General features: G+C 35.2%; 18 protein-coding genes. 1 reads left to right on the plus strand and 17 read right to left on the minus strand.

All coding sequences use genetic code 11. The annotated features are described in order from the left end of the window. Positions 1-8: 8 nt before the first annotated feature. The 3 genes from PXD56_RS10685 to dinB all read right to left on the minus strand — a co-directional run bounded on the left by PXD56_RS10685 (position 9) and on the right by dinB (position 2872). Positions 9-1094, minus strand: coding sequence for an efflux RND transporter periplasmic adaptor subunit (locus PXD56_RS10685; RefSeq protein WP_276493333.1), 1086 nt, complete (start codon positions 1092-1094; stop codon positions 9-11). 145 nt (positions 1095-1239) lie between these two features. Next, positions 1240-1659: a hypothetical protein gene (locus PXD56_RS10690; protein ID WP_276493334.1), complete on the minus strand. Its 420-nt coding sequence runs from the start codon at positions 1657-1659 to the stop codon at positions 1240-1242. A gap of 109 nt (positions 1660-1768) precedes the next feature. Then, positions 1769-2872, minus strand: coding sequence for a DNA polymerase IV (gene dinB, locus PXD56_RS10695; protein ID WP_276493335.1), 1104 nt, complete (start codon positions 2870-2872; stop codon positions 1769-1771). A gap of 52 nt (positions 2873-2924) precedes the next feature. Here dinB and PXD56_RS10700 point away from each other — a divergent pair, with 52 nt between their 5' ends. Beyond that, positions 2925-3392, plus strand: coding sequence for a CYTH domain-containing protein (locus tag PXD56_RS10700; protein ID WP_276493336.1), 468 nt, complete (start codon positions 2925-2927; stop codon positions 3390-3392). A 78-nt stretch (positions 3393-3470) separates the two neighbouring features. On the opposite strand, the gene PXD56_RS10705 is transcribed toward PXD56_RS10700, so the two are convergent. The 14 genes from PXD56_RS10705 to PXD56_RS10770 all read right to left on the minus strand — a co-directional run bounded on the left by PXD56_RS10705 (position 3471) and on the right by PXD56_RS10770 (position 20671). Further along, positions 3471-4874, minus strand: coding sequence for a TolC family protein (locus PXD56_RS10705; protein ID WP_276493337.1), 1404 nt, complete (start codon positions 4872-4874; stop codon positions 3471-3473). A gap of 16 nt (positions 4875-4890) precedes the next feature. Beyond that, positions 4891-8028: an efflux RND transporter permease subunit gene (locus PXD56_RS10710; protein WP_276493338.1), complete on the minus strand. Its 3138-nt coding sequence runs from the start codon at positions 8026-8028 to the stop codon at positions 4891-4893. Positions 8029-8062: 34 nt separating this feature from the next. Continuing rightward, positions 8063-9151: an efflux RND transporter periplasmic adaptor subunit gene (locus PXD56_RS10715; RefSeq protein ID WP_276493339.1), complete on the minus strand. Its 1089-nt coding sequence runs from the start codon at positions 9149-9151 to the stop codon at positions 8063-8065. 102 nt (positions 9152-9253) lie between these two features. Then, positions 9254-9733 (minus strand): GbsR/MarR family transcriptional regulator, encoded by a 480-nt coding sequence (locus PXD56_RS10720; protein ID WP_276493340.1) that lies wholly within the window; start codon positions 9731-9733, stop codon positions 9254-9256. Between the two features lie 242 nt (positions 9734-9975). Beyond that, on the minus strand, positions 9976-10371 hold the full coding sequence (locus PXD56_RS10725) for a hypothetical protein (RefSeq protein ID WP_276493341.1): 396 nt from the start codon (positions 10369-10371) through the stop codon (positions 9976-9978). 9 nt (positions 10372-10380) lie between these two features. Continuing rightward, positions 10381-11400, minus strand: coding sequence for a phenylalanine--tRNA ligase subunit alpha (pheS, locus tag PXD56_RS10730; RefSeq protein WP_276493342.1), 1020 nt, complete (start codon positions 11398-11400; stop codon positions 10381-10383). A 71-nt stretch (positions 11401-11471) separates the two neighbouring features. Continuing rightward, the gene (locus tag PXD56_RS10735) at positions 11472-13346 is read right to left on the minus strand and encodes a SulP family inorganic anion transporter (RefSeq protein ID WP_276493343.1); all 1875 of its coding nucleotides are present in this window, start codon (positions 13344-13346) and stop codon (positions 11472-11474) included. A gap of 168 nt (positions 13347-13514) precedes the next feature. Then, the gene (locus PXD56_RS10740; protein ID WP_276493344.1) at positions 13515-14144 is read right to left on the minus strand and encodes a carbonic anhydrase family protein; all 630 of its coding nucleotides are present in this window, start codon (positions 14142-14144) and stop codon (positions 13515-13517) included. Positions 14145-14209: 65 nt separating this feature from the next. Further along, a complete protein-coding gene (locus PXD56_RS10745) occupies positions 14210-15802 on the minus strand; it encodes a SulP family inorganic anion transporter (RefSeq protein ID WP_276493345.1) in 1593 nt (530 codons plus the stop codon). A 69-nt stretch (positions 15803-15871) separates the two neighbouring features. Further along, positions 15872-16165, minus strand: coding sequence for a hypothetical protein (locus PXD56_RS10750; RefSeq protein ID WP_276493346.1), 294 nt, complete (start codon positions 16163-16165; stop codon positions 15872-15874). 58 nt (positions 16166-16223) lie between these two features. Next, positions 16224-16985, minus strand: coding sequence for a tetratricopeptide repeat protein (locus PXD56_RS10755; protein WP_276493347.1), 762 nt, complete (start codon positions 16983-16985; stop codon positions 16224-16226). Between the two features lie 2 nt (positions 16986-16987). Beyond that, positions 16988-18712 (minus strand): BatD family protein, encoded by a 1725-nt coding sequence (locus PXD56_RS10760; protein WP_276493867.1) that lies wholly within the window; start codon positions 18710-18712, stop codon positions 16988-16990. A 59-nt stretch (positions 18713-18771) separates the two neighbouring features. Further along, on the minus strand, positions 18772-19644 hold the full coding sequence (locus PXD56_RS10765) for a tetratricopeptide repeat protein (protein WP_276493348.1): 873 nt from the start codon (positions 19642-19644) through the stop codon (positions 18772-18774). After that, complete coding sequence (locus PXD56_RS10770; RefSeq protein WP_276493349.1) at positions 19625-20671, minus strand: VWA domain-containing protein; 1047 nt, start codon at positions 20669-20671, stop codon at positions 19625-19627. Before PXD56_RS10770 ends, PXD56_RS10765 begins: the two co-directional genes overlap by 20 nt. Position 20672 lies beyond the last annotated feature (1 nt).

Raw genomic sequence — 20672 nt, forward strand, 5'->3', positions numbered from 1 at the left:
TTTTTAGATTACTCGGCGTAAACAGCCAATTTTGACATCACCTCGTTTGGTTCAGCAAATTCAGTTTCAATCTTCTCGTTGTTTTTGACCATACGGATTCCATCAACCAGAATTCTGTCTTTTGGGTTTAATCCTTTATTGACAACAAATAGGTGAGGGAGTTCTGCAACAACTGAAATTTCTGTTTGGTGCACAACATCATCTTGGTCTAAAACAAACACGTAACGCTTGTTCAATATTTCAAAAGTTGCTTTTTGGGGGATGATCAAAGCATCTTTAAATGGTATGGTCATAAGAACACTGCCAGTTTCTCCATGTCTAAGAATTTGATCAGGATTAGGAAAAGTTGCCCTAAAAGCAATGTTACCGGTTTCATTATTAAATTCTCCCTCAATGGTTTCAACGATTCCTTTTTGGTTGAATTTCTTATTGTTCGCCATTAAGAGCTGTACCTCTTTTTTATCATCTTTATCGGTGCTTATGATGTAGTCTAAATATTCAGCTTCTGGAACATTGAAATACACCCACATTTTAGAGTTGTCTGACAATGTGGTCAATAGTTCGCCTTCGTCTAAAAGACTACCTTCTCTTGCGTGTAAGTGATCCATGATACCATCAAAAGGAGCGCGTATGTTCGTGAAGCCTAAATGTGTTTGTGCTAATGAAACTTCTGCATTGGCTTTATCAAAATTAGCTTTTGCCATGGCTAGTTCATTTTTAGAAACAACATTACCATCTGTTAAAAGCTGAGTATTTTGTAGTTCTATTTCGGCAACTTTAGCTTCAGCTTTTGCTTTTTGCAAATCCGCTTCATAGATATTAGGCATAATATTGAACATTTTTTGCCCTTTTTTCACCAGTTGACCTTCGTCTACGTGAATTTCCTTCAAATAGCCTTTCTCTAGGGCTCTTAGCTCAATATGCTTAAAGGAATTTATTTGACATACATAATCTTTAGTTATTGATGTGTCTTTTTTAATGGGACTAGTTATAAGGAACTTGGTGTGCTCCTCTTTTTTTTCTTTTTTGGAATTACAGCTTGCCGCAATGAATATGATGCATGCGCTAGTGATCAGGAGGATTCTCTTGGTCATAAAATGTATATTTAATTGATTGGAAAAATGAAAATTAAAAATGCGGGGACATACAAATTTTAGGGCTAGTAGATTAATGAATCTAAATGGGCTGTTGCCTAAAAAGTGATGTCAGGTCAAAATACTATCTTGACCAAAAGAAATTTTAAATACGAAATACCTGATATAGGACAAAGCGCCTATTTGCTATGGGTAGAAAATTAAATAGCCTGGGTAGTGAATTGCTATTTGTAAAATAACTGAATAAGAATAATATGGATAATAAGTAAAAGGAAATAGAGGCTTGCTGGCGCTCAGTATCTTTTTTAAAGAAAGTTTGTTCGCTTTCTTCTTCCTCAATTCCTACAGCTTCAATTTCTAGAACCTTATCTATATTATTGAGAGTGCCTTTAAGAGTTGCATTATGAATAACAACCGATTCTGAACTGTTATCTAATGAATGGGTGTGTTGCTGGATAGTATGAAAAGAAGTACCCTCTATGTTGTTGTTAGCAAATAGAGGACTGTATATACCAGAAAGTAATATACAGATAGAAAGAAGAAATTTTAAAAAACCTTTTTTCATTTAAGTGAACAAAACTATTCTAGCTAATTCTGCTGTACAAGTTATTGCCGTTAATTTTTGTTAACACTTTAGATTATTAGTTTAAATAGTGAAAATGAACGTTGAATATTTAGAAATCGAATTTTAATTGCACTAAAATTGATTTATCATCAACTTTTTTAGTTTTCTTATCTTCTGTATTTAAGTTAGATAAAGATATTCCTAGAAGTCTAACCGAATTTTGTAACTCTTCTTGATACAAAAGGTCTTTTGCAGTTTCTAGAATAAGGTCTTTGTCAGCAATAAAATAGGGCATTGTTTTACTCCTTGTGTTCAAGGTAAAATCGCTGTATTTTATTTTGAGCGTAATAGTTTTGCCTGCTACCTTAGATTTTGTCAATCTCCTTTCTAGTTCTTGGGCTATATGTTCCAGTCGTTCAAGCATAAAAACTTCGCTGCTTAGGTTTTCATTGAAGGTACGCTCTGCACCAACAGATTTAGGTATGCGGTGTGGTTTTACTTCGCTATTGTGAATACCACGAACTACGTGATAATAGTAAGGTCCGCTTTTGCCAAAATTTTCTGCAAGAAATTCTATTGATTTGTTTTTTAAGTCAATCCCTGTAAAAATACCCAGCTTATACATTTTTTCAGCAGTGACTTTACCCACACCGTAAAACTTACGTATATCTAATTCTTCTAAAAAAGGGATTACCTCTTCTGGATTTACTGTTTTTTGTCCATTGGGTTTATTGATATCACTGGCGACTTTGGCAATGAATTTATTGATAGAAATACCTGCGGATGCATTTAAGCCTGTTTTCTCTAGAATACGCTGTCTAATTTCAGTGGCGAGCATGGTGGCAGATGGGTTTCCTTTTTTGTTAATGGTAACGTCTAAGTAAGCTTCATCTAGAGATAGCGGTTCTACTAAATCTGTATATTCAAAGAAAATAGATCGTATTTGTTTTGAAATTTCTTTGTACCGTTCAAAACGAGGTTTTACAAAGGTTAAGTGCGGGCAATTCTTTTTTGCTTGAAATCCGCTCATGGCACTACGTACACCAAACTTACGGGCTTCATAGTTAGCGGCGGAAACTACACCTCTTTTTTCACTACCGCCCACAGCCAAAGGTTTACCCTTTAAATCTGGGTTATCCAATTCTTCTACAGATGCATAAAAAGCATCCATGTCAACATGAATAATTTTTCGAAGAGGCATTTCATTGGGCATAAGCAAATTTAAGACTTATCTTAGTTTATGGATAGTAGTTTTAACCATTCATATGATAGAAATAGAGCGTAAGTTTTTAGTAAAATCCAATGATTACAAATCTGAGGCAAGGTCTAAGACGCGAATTGTTCAAGGTTTTTTAAATACGGACCCTAGTAGAACGGTAAGAGTAAGAATAAAGGGCGATACAGGATTTATTACGGTAAAAGGAAAATCTAACGCGTCGGGTACTTCTAGGTTTGAATGGGAAAAGGAAATTTCTGTTATGGAGGCAGAAAGTCTTTTAAAGTTATGCGAAAAGGGAATACTGGATAAATACAGGTACGAAATTGTTATTGGTAATCATGTTTTTGAGGTAGATGAATTTTTTGGCGATAATACCGGGTTGACCATAGCTGAAGTAGAATTGAAAAACGAACACGAAGAATTTGAAAAGCCCAACTGGTTGGGTGTTGAAGTTACTGGCGAGGTAAAATACTATAACTCGCAATTAAGCAAAAATGCGTTTTGTGCGTGGTAACAATCTTAAATAGAAAACTCCGAAATTAGGTGATAAACAAAATTTCGGAGTTTTAATTATATATAGGTTGAGCAATGGTTATTGCCAACCACCACCAAGAGATCTATATAACTCTACCGTTGCAGAAAGTTGAGAAAATTTGTTGTCCACTAAATTCAATTCTGCGTTCAATGAATTTTCTCTAGCAGTTAATAAGTCCAAATAGGTTAAATACCCACTATTCAGTAATTCTTCAGAATTACTTTCGGCTCTTTTCAATGCCGATACTTGCTTAGAGATGAAAGCTTCTTTTTCAACAGAAATATTATAATCGTATAATGCTTCTGAAACTTCTTTACCAGCAGTCAATAGAGCTTTTTTGAAACTTAATACAGATTGTTCTTGCTGCGCTTGGGCAACTTCGTAAGCAGTTCTAATCTTTCTACCGTTAAATATGGGTTGTGTAAGACCGCCTACAAGATTTGCAAAAATGGAACTAGAATCTATCCAATTATCAAATTCTAAACTCTGTAATCCACCTTGAGCAGAAAAAGTTATTGAAGGATAAAAGTTACTTCTAGCTACATTTGTGAGCTCAAAACTATTTATTAGACTATATTCTGCCTGCATAATATCAGGTCTGTTACGTAATAACAAAGCAGGCACGCCAAGTTGCATTTCAGGAGATAAGTTTTGCTCATCTAAACTACCGCGAGCATAATCTTGTGGTTCTTCACTCAACAAAATACTTAAGGTGTTTTCTACTTGATACTGAGCATTTTTTAGATCTAACAATTGATTTTGAGCACTATACAATTGTGCTGCAGTTTGATCTACACCAACTTGATTTTCTTGTCCCGCTTCTTTTAAGGCCTTAATAGTCTCTAAACTCTTTGAACGTGTTTCAATAGTTTCTTCGGTTACGGCAATCTGTTTGTCTAAAGCCAATAATTGATAGTATGTGGTAGCAATTTGTGCCACCAAACTGGTTTTTACCGCTCTGTGGGCAGCTACAGTTTGCAAGTAACTGGCATCACTGGCACGTTTAGAGCTTCTGATTTTACCCCATATATCGGCTTCCCATGATACCGTACCAGACATTTCAAATTGATTGAAGGGCTGTGTAAAAAAACTACCAAATTGACCGTTCTCACTAGTTCTGGCAGTTCTAGTAGCGCTTGCCGCACCGTTCAAGGTTGGCAGATAACCTGCCTTACCTTGTTTTACATAAGCTTCTGCGGCAGCAATGTTCTGCAATGCAATTCTTATATCTAGATTGTTTTGCAATCCTTTTTCAATGTACGTTTTTAAATAAGCATCTGTAAATAGTTCTGTATATGAAACCGATGCAAAAGAAATACTGTCTTTAGGCAGGTTATCCGTTCTATACAGATTTTCTGTTTCAATACTGGGGCGTTCATATGTCTTTGCAGTAAAACAAGATTGCAAGAATAGCGGCAGTATCGCTACCAGTATAAGTTTGTTAAATATTAATTTATTCATGATTTCTATAGTTCTTTTATTCTTCAATAACTTCTTGTGGAGCACCTGTAATGCGCTCTTGAATGGTTTGGAAAATAACATATAGTGCAGGTATAACAAATACACCAAATATGGTACCTATCAACATACCCCCAACAGCACTCATACCAATAGATCGGTTACCTACCGCACCAATACCAGTTGATAATGCCAGTGGCATTAAACCAAGAATGAAAGCGAACGATGTCATTAATATAGGTCTAAGTCTCGCCTTAGCACCATCTATTGCAGAGTCTATAATAGACATACCATGCTTTCTACGTTGCAAGGCAAACTCTACGATAAGAATGGCATTTTTAGACAATAGACCAATAAGCATGATCAATGCAATTTGGAAATAGATATTATTTTCAAGACCTGCTAAGCTTACAAAACCAATAGCACCTGCAATACCTACCGGTAATGAAAGTAAAATTGATAATGGTAAAATATATGATTCATATTGGGCACTTAACAAGAAGTACACAAATACCAAACTCAATATAAAAATGATTATGGTTTGGCTGCCAGCACTATTTTCCTCTTTTGTCAAACCAGAGTATTCATAAGTGTAATTGTTAGGTAGTACCTCTGCGGCTACCTCTTCAATTGCCTTAATGGCATCACCAGTAGAATACCCAGGGTTCATAGCACCATTAACTTTCACAGAGTTTAACAAGTTAAATCTACTAACCACCTCAGGACCGTATATTTTATTCAATGATACAAATTGAGATACCGCTACAGATTCACCATTGGCATTGGTTACAAAAATATGATTCAATGAATTTTCATCTGCCCTATCTTCGGGTTTTGCCTGAATCATAACTCGATATTGCTTACCGAATTTATTAAAATCTGTAGTATATAGACCACCATAATATCCTTGCATTGCACTAAAAATATCGGTTACGGCCAAACCTGCCATTTTAGTTTTTTCGGTGTCTACTTCTAGTTCATATTGAGGGAAGTTGGCATTGAAATTGGTTATAGCATACTGTACTTCTGGTCTAGCATTTATAGCAGCTAAGAATTCATTGGTTACTTTGTTTACTGTTTGCCAATCATCTGCATCTTTGCTCTGCAAGTTCATTTCAAAACCGGTAGAGTTACCAAAACCTCTAACACTTGGCGGAGTAAAGAAGAATATTTTGGCATCTTTAAGTCCCGCTGTTTTTGCAAATAAACTACCAACCACTTCTTGTACAGACTCACCTTCTCCTTTTCTTTCGCTCCAATCTTTAAGACGAAGAACAGAGAAACCGTAAGAACCACCATTAACACTATTTAAAATACTGAAACCGGTAATATTCATTCTAGCTTCAATTATATCCATAGATTGATAAATAGAATCTAATTTTTTCACTGTCTTTTGGGTCTGTTCTAGAGTTGTGCCAGGAGGCATTGTAACATCTGCAAATACGATAGCTTTATCTTCATTAGGAATAAAACCGGTAGGTGTAGATTGAAATAACATAAAAGCTATCACACCAAAAACAGCAAGTGAAATCCATGTTACCCATTTTCTTTTGGCAATGAATTTTACCGAACCAACGTATTTGTCCGTTACGGCATCAAAACCAGTGTTGAAAGCGGAAAAGAAACGTTTAATAACACCTTTTTTCTTTCCTTCGGATGTATCATGCGGCTTCAGTAATAGTGCAGCTAAAGCCGGACTTAAGGTTAAAGCATTTACCGCTGAAATTAAAATTGCAATTGCCAATGTTATACCAAATTGTTGGTAGAAAACACCAGACGAGCCACTAATAAAAGACACCGGAATAAATACCGCGGACATAACCAAGGTTATAGAAATAATAGCACCTGATATTTCTGACATTGCAGATTTGGTAGCTTTTTTTGCATTGGTTGCACCCTCTTCCATTTTAGCATGCACCGCCTCAACTACCACAATGGCATCATCTACGACAATACCAATGGCGAGAATCATTGCGAACAAAGTCAACATGTTGATGGAGTAGCCAAATAAAGACAGGAAAAAGAATGTACCAACAATTGCCACTGGAACGGCAATAGCAGGAATTAATGTTGATCTAAAATCCTGTAAGAAGATAAATACCACTAAGAAAACCAATAAGAAGGCTTCTATTAATGTTTGTATAACGTGCTCAATAGAAGCACTTAAAAAATCTTTTGTGTTATAAGGTATAACGTAATCTATACCCTTTGGGAAATCTGCTTTGCTTTCATCAAGAATAGTTTGAATCTCATCTATAATAGCATTTGCATTTGAGCCAGAAGTTTGGAAAATACCAACTGCGGTACCGGGCTTGCCCATACCCTCATTCTTGGTACCATAATTAAAAGCACCCAATTCAACTTCTGCAACATCTTTTAGACGTAGAAACTGCCCATTTTCTTGAGCTCTAATTATTATATCCTCATATTCCTCTGTTTCAGAAAGACGGCCTTTGTACTTTAATACATATTCATAAACCCCGTCTGCATTTTCACCAATTTTACCGGTCGCAGCTTCAAGATTTTGTTCATTTAATGCGGCTTGTATGTCAGATGGCATAAGCTTGTATGCAGCCATTTTTTCTGGATTTAACCAGATACGCATTGAATAATCTTTGGAGCCAAAAACAGTTACATTACCTACACCTTCAATACGTTGTAGTTTTGGTACTATATTAATTCTTGCGTAGTTTTCTACAAATGTTGCATCGTACTCATCATTATCAGAAAATAATGAAAAGAATAGCAAAGCACTTGTTTGCGATTTTTGTGTAATTACACCGGTCTGTATCACCGTTTGTGGTAATACACTATTTGCTCTAGCAACTCTATTCTGTACGTTTACCGCTGCAATATCTGGGTCGGTACCCAATTTAAAAAATACGTTAATGGTAGATGCACCATCATTACTTGCCGTTGAGGTCATATATAGCATGTCTTCAACACCATTAATTTGCTCCTCTAAAGGAATAACAACACTGTTCAGTACAGTTTCTGCATTGGCACCAGTATAAGTACTTGTTACCTGTACCGTAGGTGGAGCAATTTCAGGATATTCTTCAATAGGTAAGGCCGTTAGACCTAAAATACCGAGTATGACTATAATGATCGATATCACTGTAGACAGTACAGGACGATCTATAAATCTTTGAAACATTGTTCTTTATTTATATGTTATAATAAATTGCGGATTACTTTTTGACTGGGCTAATAGTCATTCCGTCTTTTAATTTAGATACACCTTCGGTTACAATATTTGTACCCGGTTCTAATCCTTTTTGTACAAGAAATCCTTTTTGTGTATTTGCAATAATATTCAATGGCATAGTAGTTACCGTATTATCATCTTTTACTACGTATACGAGTTTTTTACCTTGTAAATCTATAGTAGCAGTTTGGGGAATTTCAAATGCATTTTCGTAAACTGTAGGTAATTTAATTTTACCTGTACTACCACTACTTAATAGGTTGTTTTTATTCTCAAAATCTGCCCTAGCGGTTACGCTGCCTGTAGTACTGTTTATAATAGTATTGATCATGGCAATTTTACCAGGTTGAGCATACTCTTCACCATTGATCATAATTAATGTTACCTCAGGTGCATTTTTTAGGTCCATTAAATTATTGTCATTTTTAGGCATTGACTCCTTCAATTTTAAAAGTTCCTTTTCGTTTAAGGAAAAATAAGCACGTACCTCACTAATATCTGAAACTGTAGTTAAAGGCTTTACCATACTAGAGCTAACCAAAGCACCTACTTTAAAGGGTATTTCGCCAATGTAACCATCAACCGGACTGGTAATACGAGAATAACCAATATTAGATGTTACACTATGGTAATTAGCTTCTGCTTGAGCTAGTTGTGCTTTTGCAGTTTCTAATTGAACCTCACTAATAATTCCTTTTTCAACCAATGGCTTAAGTTTATTTACTTCTACTTTTGCTACATTGACCGAAGCCTTAGCAGCATTGGCATCTTGATTTAAAGTTTGAGTTTCTAATTTAAATAGCAATTGCCCTTTTTTAATTTTTTGACCTTCTTCTACGTAAACCTCTTGTACAAAACCAGAAACTTTGGGCCATATTTCAACATTTTGTTTTCCTTCTAGGGTTGTAGAGAATTCATTAAAAATAGTAACCGTTTCAGGTTTAAGAGTGGAAACCTCTAGACTTGGAGGTGGAGGTGCAGTTGCCCCTTGTGCAGGTTTTTCTGATGTTCCAAAGCAGGAACTCAAAATAAGAGTTGCACTTAATATTCCTATAATTGATAACTTTTTCATTTTAGATGGATGTTTACTTGTTTTAAATAGTCGTTATTTTCCTGTTAAGGTTTTGTTAATTCAGAAGGTTCGGTAAAAAACGAACCTAATTATCAAATTTTTTTAAATTAATTTTTTTAAAGCCTCTATAGTTTCTTTATATGTACTTTCATTTTGGTCTAAACAATGCATATATGCTTCAATTTTAGCTTTGTTAGATGCGTATTTTTCACTGTTATATTCTTTATCGTATGCTGCAACTTTTTGTATCATCTTAGATTCGTTAGCTGCTTTCTTCAGTGCTTGTTCTAATTTTCTGATGAAGAATGTACTCTTGTCCGAAATTTTAAAATATCTTCTTCTATCACCAGATTTTGTAAAGTAGGTTATCATACCTAATTGCAATAATAAATTCAGAGATGTAGAGATTGAGCTTTTACTGGCTCCTCTTTTATTTTGACAATCATCGAATGTTAATCCGATTTCTTCGGTAACCACAAGATTTCCAAATATTCTAGCAGCCAAAGGAGGTAAATTATATTCAGCTTCAAAATGAACACCTAGTTCTTCTATTAACCTTTGTTTACGTTCTTCTTTTTCCATAGTTCGAAATTTGAAGCTACAAAGGTATAGTTAGTTCGGTTATAAACAAACCAAAAGAACTTAAATTTTGTTAAAACGTGTTAATGATTTGTTACTGAAACAAAAATACAATGTAACTATTTGAAAATTAGTTCTATAAAAATAATTATTGACGATATGTATTTTGCTAAAATGTAAATACATTTAAAACCAATTGTGACTAAAGAAAGTAGAATAGCTTGGATAAAACCTGAAAAAACAGCTTATTTCGCGTAAATACCTTCTTTCTCAATTAAAGGAATAACCCTTAGGTTTGATTCGGTCACTGTATTTTTTTCAAATACAAAGCGTTTGTCGTGTAGTGTACCATTTGCAAAGAAGGTGACGAAAAACTCATTGTTCAATGTTAAAACATCTTCTTGGACCACTTCAATTTTTTTAGAAGATTTTGGTTCAACAATACCCAAATTATGTCTCATGATAGATGTTTTGCGATTACCGTCATAACCTTTAGAAACAACCATGGTCATTTCAATAGCGGTATCCTTATCATTTATAACATAAGCATTCCAATCCTTGTCCAAGAATTCTTCGTTCCATTCGCGAATAATGGCAACGTAAACGTCTTTAACAACAGGTATTTCAATATCTTTTTTCACAAAGTGATTTTAAAGGGCACTTTTAAATTGCTCCAAAAAGCGTAGATCATTTTCGCTTAATAAACGAATATCGGTTATTTGATGTAATAGCATTGCAATACGGTCAATACCTACACCAAAAGCAAAGCCAGAATATATTTCAGGATCAAGACCACAATTTGTAAGTACATTTGGGTCTACCATGCCACAACCACCGATCTCTAACCAACCAGTGCCTTTAGTAATTTTGTAGTCAGTTTCTGTTTCAAGTCCCCAGTAAACATCAACTTCTGCACTAGGCTCTGTGAACGGAAAGTAAGAAGGTCTTAATCTAATTTTAGACTTTCCAAAAAGCTCTGCGGTAAAGTATTGAAGTGTTTGTTTTAAATCTGCAAAAGAAACATCTTTATCAATATATAAACCTTCTACTTGGTGAAAGAAGCAGTGCGATCTTGCCGAAATTGCTTCGTTTCTATATACTTTACCAGGAGATATTGTACGAATAGGAGGTTCGTGGTTTTCCATATAACGTACTTGTACAGATGAGGTATGCGTACGTAAAAGGATATCTGGATCTGTTTGTACAAAGAAAGTATCTTGCATATCTCTTGCAGGATGATACTCTGGTAAGTTCAATGCTGTAAAATTGTGCCAGTCATCTTCAATCTCAGGACCTTCAGAAACGTTGAAACCAATTCTTGAGAAAATGTCAATTATTTTATTCTTAACTATAGAAATAGGATGACGAGAACCTAACTCAATAGGGTTGCCAGGTCTGGTTAAATCTCCATATACCTGTTCATCGGTTTGGTTGCTTTCTAAAGCCTGTTTTAAAGATTCTACTTTTACTGTAGCAGCATTTTTAAGTTCGTTAATAGTTTGACCAAACTCTTTTTTCTGGTCATTAGGTACATTTTTAAACTCCGCAAAGAAGTCGTTAAGAATACCTTTTTTTCCTAAATACTTTATACGAAACGTTTCAACGGCTTCCAAGTTGTCAGCTGTGAACGATGCTACTGTAGAAATTTCTTCTTTTATCTTATCAATCATGAATGTTGATTAAAGCCGCAAATTTAAAACTTTTAAAACAGGTATGATATGTTTTTGTTGCTAAAGATGAATTAGCTATTGGCAATTTTATCTTTTACATTAGACTTTACCCAAGTTAAACACTCATCAAATGATTTAAAAATATGTTCTTCTGGAATTAAATCAGGAATAACACCAACACGTTCCATCATATAGCGTGGCTGTTTAAGTACATCAACAAATAGAATGTTGATTCCAGACTTTTTTTGTTCAAATAGAACATCTTCCAAAGTATATAAACCAGATTGATCCATGTATTCCATTCTACCCATTCTTATGATTACGGTAGATGCAGAATTAGGTATTTGATCTGCTAGATGTTGAAACTCACTCGTAGATCCAAAGAATAAAGGGCCTTTTAGGTGTTTTATAAAAACTTCTTCTTGTAGACTTAATGGAAAAGCGGCTTCATCTGGCCAGTTAACTTCTTTCTCCAACGATTTTATATTTGAACGCTCTGCGGTTAAATCGCCCATTTTTTTCATGAACATTAAAGAAGCGATTACTAGACCAACACCCACGGCGTAGACTAAATTCCATATAGAAGAAAGCACTAATACTACTATCATTATAATCACTTCAGAACTAAATTTTAGAGGACCAATGCTCAAATCTTTAGGTAAACTTGGTATAGCCTTAAGACCTTTATAATCCATAACACCAATACCAACGGTAACAAGTATACCCGCTAGAACTGCAGCAGGAATTTTTGATGCAATAGGTCCAAGGGCTAAAAGAACAATAAGCAAAAGAATACCGGCAACCATACCGGATAATTTGGTTTTACCACCAGCATTAATATTTACGACCGTACGTATAGTAGCGCCTGCACCTGGTATACCACCAAATATTGCAGCAATACTGTTACCTATACCTTGACCTACCAGTTCCTTGTTGGGCTTATGCTTGGTTTTGGTCATATTATCTGCAACAACAGAAGTAAGTAAAGAATCTATAGCGCCAAGTAATGCTAAAGTGAGTGCGGTAAAAATGTACGGAGTTACGGAGTTTAAATCAAACGCTGTAAAGATGCCCAGATTTGGCATCGGAAAATCACTAGGTATTTCTTCAATAGGTCTATAATTCAACCCAAAACTGTAAGCCACACCAGAAACTACAATAAGGGCAACCAATGCACTTGGTATTGCCGTGGTAATTCTTTTGAAGCCATAAATAATTACGATGGTAGAAAGCGCAAGAATAAGTTCTAGCCAATTAATGTTATTAAGTGCTCTTGGTAAAACCTTGATAGCACCAATTACGCCAGATGCTTCAGAGTTTGCCAATGTTTGCGCCTCCTTTAGTTTATCTGCTTCGGTTATTTCTTCAGCTCTGATAATTGTTTCCTTGAAATCATTAAGAACCAATATACCTTCGCCAGCTTCCTCTTTTAAATAGTTTTCTAAAATTATCTGTTCTGCCATGGGCTTGTAGTTATTTACAAACTCGGCATCTTCTTTTGGGTAATAGCCAATGGCAGGTAAAATTTGTGTCACTAATATGATGACTCCAATTGCAGTCATAAAGCCAGAAACTACGGGGTATGGAATGTATCTTATGTATTTACCTATGCCTAAAAGACCTAAGCCTATTTGTATAAGACCTGCCAATAGGAAAACCACAAGAATAGCTGGCAATGCTTTATCTAAGCTACCATCGTTTACAGCTACGATACCGGCTATTACAACCATACTTACTGCGGTCATAGGTGCAGTAGGACCTGAAATTTGTGTGTTGGTGCCACCAAAAAGCGCAGCGAAAAAACTAATGAAAATAGCACCATATAATCCGGCACTGGGTCCCATACCTGAGCTAACGCCAAAAGCTAATGCCAATGGCAGGGCAACAATACCTGCGGTAATTCCGCCAAATAAATCACCTTTAAAATTTGAAAATAGATTCTTCATACAATTAAATTAATCAATTTTAGTGAGATAGAATCGCATCTTTTGATGACCGACTCATTTCGTTTTTAAATAAAATATTCGTTGGCTGCGAATAATTGATTGATTCTAGGGTATTATAAAACCGATGTAAAGACACCGGTTTTATGAATACTATTTTTCTTTTAGCTTCTAGTTGTAGAATTCGACTGCACCTGTAGTAATATCATACATGGCACCTACGATCATAACTTCACCGTTACTTTCCATTTCGGCTAAAACCGGACTTTGAGTTCTAATGTTGTCTATGGTCATCTCTACATTTTTAGCAGAAACCTCATCTACGAATTCTAAGTTTTTAGAATTTCTTAAACTTTCATCTGCTGGTTCTTTTACTGCATCGACAGCTGGCTCTATTTTGTTGATCAAGGCAGTTAAATTACCCAATCTAGCATGGTCACAAGCACCTTTAATAGCACCACAACTTGTATGGCCTAAAACTACTATTAATTTGGTGCCGGCAAGTTTACAACCAAACTCCATACTACCCAAAATATCTTCATTTACAAAGTTACCAGCAATTCTAACACTAAAAATATCTCCTAGTCCTTGGTCAAAAACCAATTCAGCTGAAACTCTAGAATCTATACAGCTTAATATTGTTGCAAAAGGAAATTGACCTTCACTAGTATCGTTTACTTGTTCTAAAAGGTTTCTATTTGCTTTTAGGTTACTCTGAAATCTCTGATTCCCTTCCTTCAAAAAATCTAAAGATTTCTTAGGGGTCATAGACGCTTGTGTTTCTTTAGTATGTGCTTTCATATTATTTTTTATTAAAATATTTTTTAACTGATGTTGTAAGAACAGTATTAAGTTTTTTATAATTTTTAGCTTAAGCTTAGATCTGATTTTGGTCGCTGCTCAAAGAACTGAATGTAACTTGGCGGGTTTTCCACCACGCCTCGCTTAGAAATAAGCTTAATGTCAATATTTCTTTCTTTGGCCTTTAGACTAAAATCTTCCAAAATTTCTATGATATCATAATCTAAAAATCTTGTTTTTAATACATCTAGCTCTAAGTAGGTGTTATCAGGTAAACTGTCCAATTCTTTTAAAATAGCACCTTTGTTAAAGAAAGTAACTTCTTCTGCCAAGGTCATTTTAATTTTATGTTTACCATCACTATTATCTTCAATATGAAGAAAGTGAGAGTTTTGGTAGCTTTTTAATAAAATAACAACGATACCTACAGCAAGACCTAAACTAATACCTACCAATAAATCTGTAAATACAATACCTAGAACGGTTACGAAGAATGGTATGTATTGTTTCCATCCTAGTTTATACATTTTTATGAATAGAGATGGTTTTGCTAACTTAAATCCTACAATAAATAGAATAGCGGCCAATACCGATAAAGGAATCATATTCAGTAAGGTAGGAATCAATATTACAGAAATCAGTAAAAGAAAACCGTGAATCATTGCTGATAATTTTGTTCTACCACCAGATTGAATGTTAGCAGAACTACGTACAATTACTTGGGTAATAGGAAGACCACCTATTAAACCAGAAACAATGTTACCTGCGCCTTGGGCAAGAAGTTCTCTGTTTGTAGGCGTTACATTTTTATGCGGATCCAATTTGTCTGTTGCCTCAACACAAAGTAAGGTTTCTAAACTTGCAACTAGGGCAATTGTAAAGGCGGTAATCCAAACTTGCGGATTGGTAATTGCGCCAAAATTTGGAAAGCTAAACTGACCAATAAAAGAAGAAACATCTTCTGGTACAGGTACACTTACCAAGTGTTCTTTAGAAATAGCCAATACTTCGCTATTTTGAGTTAGTATGTAAAATATAATACCAACTGCAACCGCAACCAAAGGGCCTTGAATTATTTGAAAGACTTTACCTTGCTTAGAAAGTACTTTATCCCAAAGTAGAAGTATAGATAAACCTATAATAGCGATTAAAGTAGCGCCAGGACTAATGTTATTAATGGTATTTAAAATTTCTGAGAATGTATTTTCCCCGTCTACTTGAAAAAATGCCCAGTCTCCTTCCGGATCGGGATCATAACCAAAAAAGTGAGGAATCTGCTTTAAGATGATGATGATACCAATACCGGTAAGCATTCCTTTAATTACAGAAGAAGGAAAGTAGTAGCCAATGACTCCTGCTTTTAAAACCCCAAATACAATTTGGATCGCACCTCCTAATACAACAGCAACCAAGAAGTTTTCATAACCGCCTAAAGTTCCAATTGCGGTAAGTACTATTGCAGCTAAACCTGCAGCAGGACCACTAACACCTATTTTAGAACCACTAAGACCACCAACTAGAACACCACCTATAATACCGGCAATAACTCCTGAAAATAAAGGGGCACCACTTGCTAAAGCAATACCTAAACATAATGGTAGTGCAACGAAAAAGACAACAATACTCGCGGGAATATCGTTTTTGATAAATTTGAACATGTAAATAATATAATTATGCCCTAAAGTTATCTTAGGACAGATTAGTTAATCGATAAAAACTGAAAATGATTAAATAGCCAGGTCTGGTGGGGGGGATAATACATCAAATGATAAGTCCTGGTAACCTTTCATATTAAAGTTGCTGATTGTTGAATTTACATGAATAGCAACTATGGAGAAATCTAATGAGTTTTCTTTAACGAATTTTTCTTCGCCAATTGATTTTTTACCCGATTCTTGTTCCTCTTCGTTTAAATTGGTAATTACAATTGGGTTTTCAACATCGCACAAGGTTATGATGCTTGGTGCAGTAACTGCAAAAAGCCATAACAGTAGTAAAGTAATGCGTGCGAAAAAAGTCATATACTAAAAATCAATCGTAAAGATAGCACGGAAACAGTTAAAAACTGTTAACAATCTTCTAAAAATCCTTCAACAGTTTAAGTTCGTTGTTTTGAATCCATCCAGTTTTACCATCTGTCAATCTTATTTTGTTCCAATCATCTAATTGGTCTAAAACATTGACCTTGGTTCCTGCATGAAGCAAAAATACTTGTTCACTTTTATTATTGGGTTCAGATTTAACAGTGCTTTCTTCGGCAAATATTATTGCTGGTTGATGTTCGTCAAAATCTTTACGTTGAACAAAAGCAAATAAAACAGATAGTATACAAAGAAAAAGGGCAAGTAAACTACCAATAAATGTAAAACGTTTTCTAGAAGCGTAATTTGAATTATAAAAAAGGATATACAAAAGTACAAATAGGAACATGAAACCAATGGCTACATATGCCCATTGATCAAATGTTAGTTTACCTGTTATGCCTTTATAGAATTTAGATAAACCCGTTTCTGGCATAATATCTATGGCATCTATGGTCATATTCTGAGCATAGCTAAGGTTTGTCTTTATTTCTTCGTCATTAGGAGAAAGCAATAATGCCTTTTCGTAAAAGTAGATGCTTTCGGCAATGTTGTTAAGTTTGTAGTATGCATTACCTAGGTTATAATAAACAGCGGCCGAATGTTCACCGTTATCAAGTATATCTTGGTAATAGATTATAGCCTTGTCATACTCACCGGCATTGTATGCTACTGTAGCCTGCTCAAACAATTTGGTGTTCTGAGCGGTACAAAAGAGAACCGTAAAAAGACTAATTATGGTGGCTAACTTTTTGAACATACTTATAATTGTTTATCCATTATAGAAATTACCTCACTGGCCTTATCATAATCGGCTTGCATTTGCACGTCAGAGAATGGGCTATATCTTGCAGCTTCACAATTTTTAAGAAGCGCTATAAAACTATCTACGGTAATGTCGTCTATTTGCTTTTGCTTAAGCAGCTCTGTAATTTTATCTTTACTAAATTCAGAAGTCTCTATCTTCAATTTTGCTTTTAGATAGTTATGTAGCGCTCTTTCAAGTGCAACATAAAAAGACTCTTTGTTACCAAGTTGTTTTCTTGCTGCAGATAAGTATTTACGTGCAAGTCTATTTGCTTTTCTAATTTTATTACCGACAATATCACCGGCAATAGCATCTCTTTTCTTTCTAAAAATAATAGCTATAGGAATTAATAATAGCGGACATAATAACCACATGTAAAATGATGTGGAACCAAAAAAGTAAGAAATAGATTTGTTCGTTAAATTAGGGTTTAGCTTTAAGAAATTAAATTCATTGCCGCTGCTTACTACAGATTGCTTATTGCTGTTTGATGCTGTATTGGCGTTAGAAGAAGCACTTAAAGGACCTTCTAAAACATTTATTACGATTTCATCAGATGTTAGTGTGGTATATTTTCCGGTGGATGGATTAAAATAACTAAAGCTCAAAGGTGAAATAGGATATTTTCCCCTAAAAGAAGGTACTATGGTGTATTGATTGCTCACCTTGCCTTGCATACCCGCTAAAGTGGTTCTTACACCCTCTGTAAATTCAGGTTCATAAACTTCTAATGCGCTAGGCAATTCCAGTTCCGGTAGTTTAAACAATTTTAAATTTCCTTTACCACTCACCTCAACGGTCGCTTGTAAAGATTCTGACGCGTTCAAGCTTGTTTTACTTGTAGTCACTGAAAAATCAAAATCACCAACTGCACCATTAAAATCTGCAGGTTGGTTGTCAATTGGTAAAGCTTTTACATTGATTGTTCTTCTGCCTGCAGAAACCGTTTTGTTCGTTTGGGCATACATTTTTTGACCAAAGAAATCTCGTCTACCAGTTGGTACATCTACAGTTACATCAAGGGAAAGGGGCTCAATGTCTAATTTTCCAGATTTTTGTGGATAAAGAACAACACGTTTTAATATGGCATAGCGGTAAGGCTTGCCTTTATAAGTGCCATTTTGTGCACTAAGTCCGTTTACCTTAATATCTTGGCTCCAAAAATTATTGTAAGTAGGGTTATCTAAAGGTTGATAGTTAGATACGCTAATATTTGGACTAACATATAACTTATAGATGACGGTTATAGCTTCGTTCAAATACGGATTCGTTTTTGAAACCTCGGCAACCAAATGTAAATTTTCATCGGCTACATCATCTGCGGTCATTTGATCACTAGGCTTGTCCACGGCTGCAGTAACTACAACATCTTGTGCTAAAGATTTATAGGTTTCACCATCAATTACAATAGAAGCCTGTTTTATAGAGAATTTACCTTTAGCGGTTGGTGCCAGTGTATATGAATATGATTTAGAATAACTTCTTACGCCATTGATCCATGAAGAGCTTATAGATTGAGAAGGTCCCATAATAACTTTAAAACCTGCAAAATCTGGCGGACTAAAATTATCGCCATCTCGGTTCATGGTAAAATCAACGCGTAATCTTTCGTTTAGACCAAGCTTTGGTTTACTTAGTTTCATTTCAAAAGTGACTCCGCTGTTATTTTGACCCATCATCAAAATAGATGATAGAAAAACGGTTAATACTAACCCAAGTTTTGTTATGGATTTAAAGTCTACCAATCTTTTTCGGTTTTAATTTTAGCACCTTTAACTTTTTTGGCATCAATTTTATCTTGAACCTTTTTTTCTGCATTTTGCATGGCTCTCAATAAATTCTCAACCTGCTGCTTAGAGAGTTGATTAGGTTTAGGTTGTTGTTGATTCTGCTCATTATTACCTTCTCCTTGTTCAGGTTTTTTCTTTTGATCAGATTCATTGTCCCCTTCACCATCTTTGCCATCATCTTTTTTCTCTTCATCTTTATCGCCTTCGTCGCCCTTGTCACCGTCTTCGCCCTGATCTTTTTTATCTTCGTTGTCCCCTTCGTCCTTTTGATCTTGGTCTTTGTTCTCGTCCTTATCGTCTTTATCCTTGTCCTTGTCGTCTTGGTCCTGCTTGTTCTCGTCTTGATCTTTTTTCAAGAGCTCTTTGGCCAAAGCTAAATTGTAACGTGTTTCTTCGTCGGTTGGATCGTTACGTAAGGCTTCTTTATATGCCTCAACCGCCTTGGCATAGTCTTTACGCTTCATAAACACATTACCCATATTATGGTAAGCTTTATGTTTATCCGCTTTAGAAGTAGAAGCTTCACCAGCCTCTTTAAACCTACCAAAAGCTTCATTATAGGTTTCATTTTCGTAATAGGCGTTCCCTAAATTATAAGGGGCTGCGCTATTATCAGGACTTTTAGAAATTGCTTTTCTATAATCTACCTCAGCCGTAATGAAATCATCTTCTGATAATGCTTTGTTGGCATCCCAGGTATAGTTCGTAGAAGACCTTAAGGCCTTCTCTTTTTCTTTCTCATCAACTTCTTGAGCAAAAGATGACAAGCAAACAAAAAACAATACTACTACTGTGCTTATTCTATTCATTTCTTTTCTCATTGAACAAATTGAGTTTCTTTAACCAGCTTGTCTTGCGGTCCAAGATAAAAATATCTAAAAAGAGAAGCAACAATGCCCCGCCAATAAACCATTGAAACTGATTTTTATATTCAGCGAATTGTTTGGCTTCAAATTCCTTCTTGTCCATTTTTAACAATTCTTCTTTTATATACTCTACAGCGGCATCTGTGTTAGAACCGTCTATATATTCACCATTACCTTCACTTGCAATATCCGCTAAAACACTTTCATTCAATTTTGTGATTACCGTTTCACCTTGGCTATCTTTTTTTAGACTTTCTAAAATGCCGTTTCTCTTAATTGGTATTGGTGCACCTTTTTCTTTACCTACGCCTATAGTGTAGATGATAATACCTTCATCAACAGCATCTTCTACGGCATCTAATGTAGACCCCTCAGAATGGTCTTCACCATCAGAGATTATAAACAGTACACGGTTAGTCTGTTCTACATCGTCATAATATGTTGTGGCCAATTCAATAGCCTGGTCAATTGCGGTGCCTTGAGACGTAAGCATATCTGTATTCATGCCTTGCAAGAACATTTTTGCTGCGCCATAGTCTGTTGTTATGGGTAATTGTGGATATGCTTGACCAGCGTAGGCAATAATTCCAATTCGGTCACTCGCCAATTGATTTATGATTTCAGAAACCAATCTTTTAGCTTTCTCTATTCTATTGGGCGCAATATCTTCAGCTAGCATACTTTTACTAACATCTACCGCAAATACAATATCTACACCTTCTCTCTTTACGGTTTCTAGTTTTGTTCCAATTTTTGGATTGACCAAACCTATAATCAATAATGCCAAGGCAAGGATGAAAATTACCAATTTTAAACCTCCTTTGTTATATGAGCGGTTAGGGGTTAGCCTTTTCAATAGCTCAGAATCTGCAAATTTCTTTTGCGTTCTTTTTTTCCATACCAATAACAAGAGGAACAGCACTATTATCACTGGGATGATAAAGAGTAAGTAAAAATATATTTTTTCGTCGTACTGTATCATA

This window comes from Maribacter zhoushanensis, assembly GCF_029350975.1.
Taxonomy (GTDB): Bacteria; Bacteroidota; Bacteroidia; order Flavobacteriales; family Flavobacteriaceae; genus Maribacter; species Maribacter zhoushanensis.

What these genes read in the sequence shown, in the direction of transcription:
- PXD56_RS10685 (WP_276493333.1), bottom strand. Translation starts at nt 1,094, where the DNA reads ATGACCAAGAGAATCCTCCTGATCACTAGCGCATGCATCATATTCATT.
- PXD56_RS10690 (WP_276493334.1), bottom strand. Translation starts at nt 1,659, where the DNA reads ATGAAAAAAGGTTTTTTAAAATTTCTTCTTTCTATCTGTATATTACTT.
- dinB (WP_276493335.1), bottom strand. Translation starts at nt 2,872, where the DNA reads ATGCCCAATGAAATGCCTCTTCGAAAAATTATTCATGTTGACATGGAT.
- PXD56_RS10700 (WP_276493336.1), top strand. Translation starts at nt 2,925, where the DNA reads ATGATAGAAATAGAGCGTAAGTTTTTAGTAAAATCCAATGATTACAAA.
- PXD56_RS10705 (WP_276493337.1), bottom strand. Translation starts at nt 4,874, where the DNA reads ATGAATAAATTAATATTTAACAAACTTATACTGGTAGCGATACTGCCG.
- PXD56_RS10710 (WP_276493338.1), bottom strand. Translation starts at nt 8,028, where the DNA reads ATGTTTCAAAGATTTATAGATCGTCCTGTACTGTCTACAGTGATATCG.
- PXD56_RS10715 (WP_276493339.1), bottom strand. Translation starts at nt 9,151, where the DNA reads ATGAAAAAGTTATCAATTATAGGAATATTAAGTGCAACTCTTATTTTG.
- PXD56_RS10720 (WP_276493340.1), bottom strand. Translation starts at nt 9,733, where the DNA reads ATGGAAAAAGAAGAACGTAAACAAAGGTTAATAGAAGAACTAGGTGTT.
- pheS (WP_276493342.1), bottom strand. Translation starts at nt 11,400, where the DNA reads ATGATTGATAAGATAAAAGAAGAAATTTCTACAGTAGCATCGTTCACA.
- PXD56_RS10735 (WP_276493343.1), bottom strand. Translation starts at nt 13,346, where the DNA reads ATGAAGAATCTATTTTCAAATTTTAAAGGTGATTTATTTGGCGGAATT.
- PXD56_RS10740 (WP_276493344.1), bottom strand. Translation starts at nt 14,144, where the DNA reads ATGAAAGCACATACTAAAGAAACACAAGCGTCTATGACCCCTAAGAAA.
- PXD56_RS10745 (WP_276493345.1), bottom strand. Translation starts at nt 15,802, where the DNA reads ATGTTCAAATTTATCAAAAACGATATTCCCGCGAGTATTGTTGTCTTT.
- PXD56_RS10750 (WP_276493346.1), bottom strand. Translation starts at nt 16,165, where the DNA reads ATGACTTTTTTCGCACGCATTACTTTACTACTGTTATGGCTTTTTGCA.
- PXD56_RS10755 (WP_276493347.1), bottom strand. Translation starts at nt 16,985, where the DNA reads ATGTTCAAAAAGTTAGCCACCATAATTAGTCTTTTTACGGTTCTCTTT.
- PXD56_RS10760 (WP_276493867.1), bottom strand. Translation starts at nt 18,712, where the DNA reads ATGATGGGTCAAAATAACAGCGGAGTCACTTTTGAAATGAAACTAAGT.
- PXD56_RS10765 (WP_276493348.1), bottom strand. Translation starts at nt 19,644, where the DNA reads ATGAGAAAAGAAATGAATAGAATAAGCACAGTAGTAGTATTGTTTTTT.
- PXD56_RS10770 (WP_276493349.1), bottom strand. Translation starts at nt 20,671, where the DNA reads ATGATACAGTACGACGAAAAAATATATTTTTACTTACTCTTTATCATC.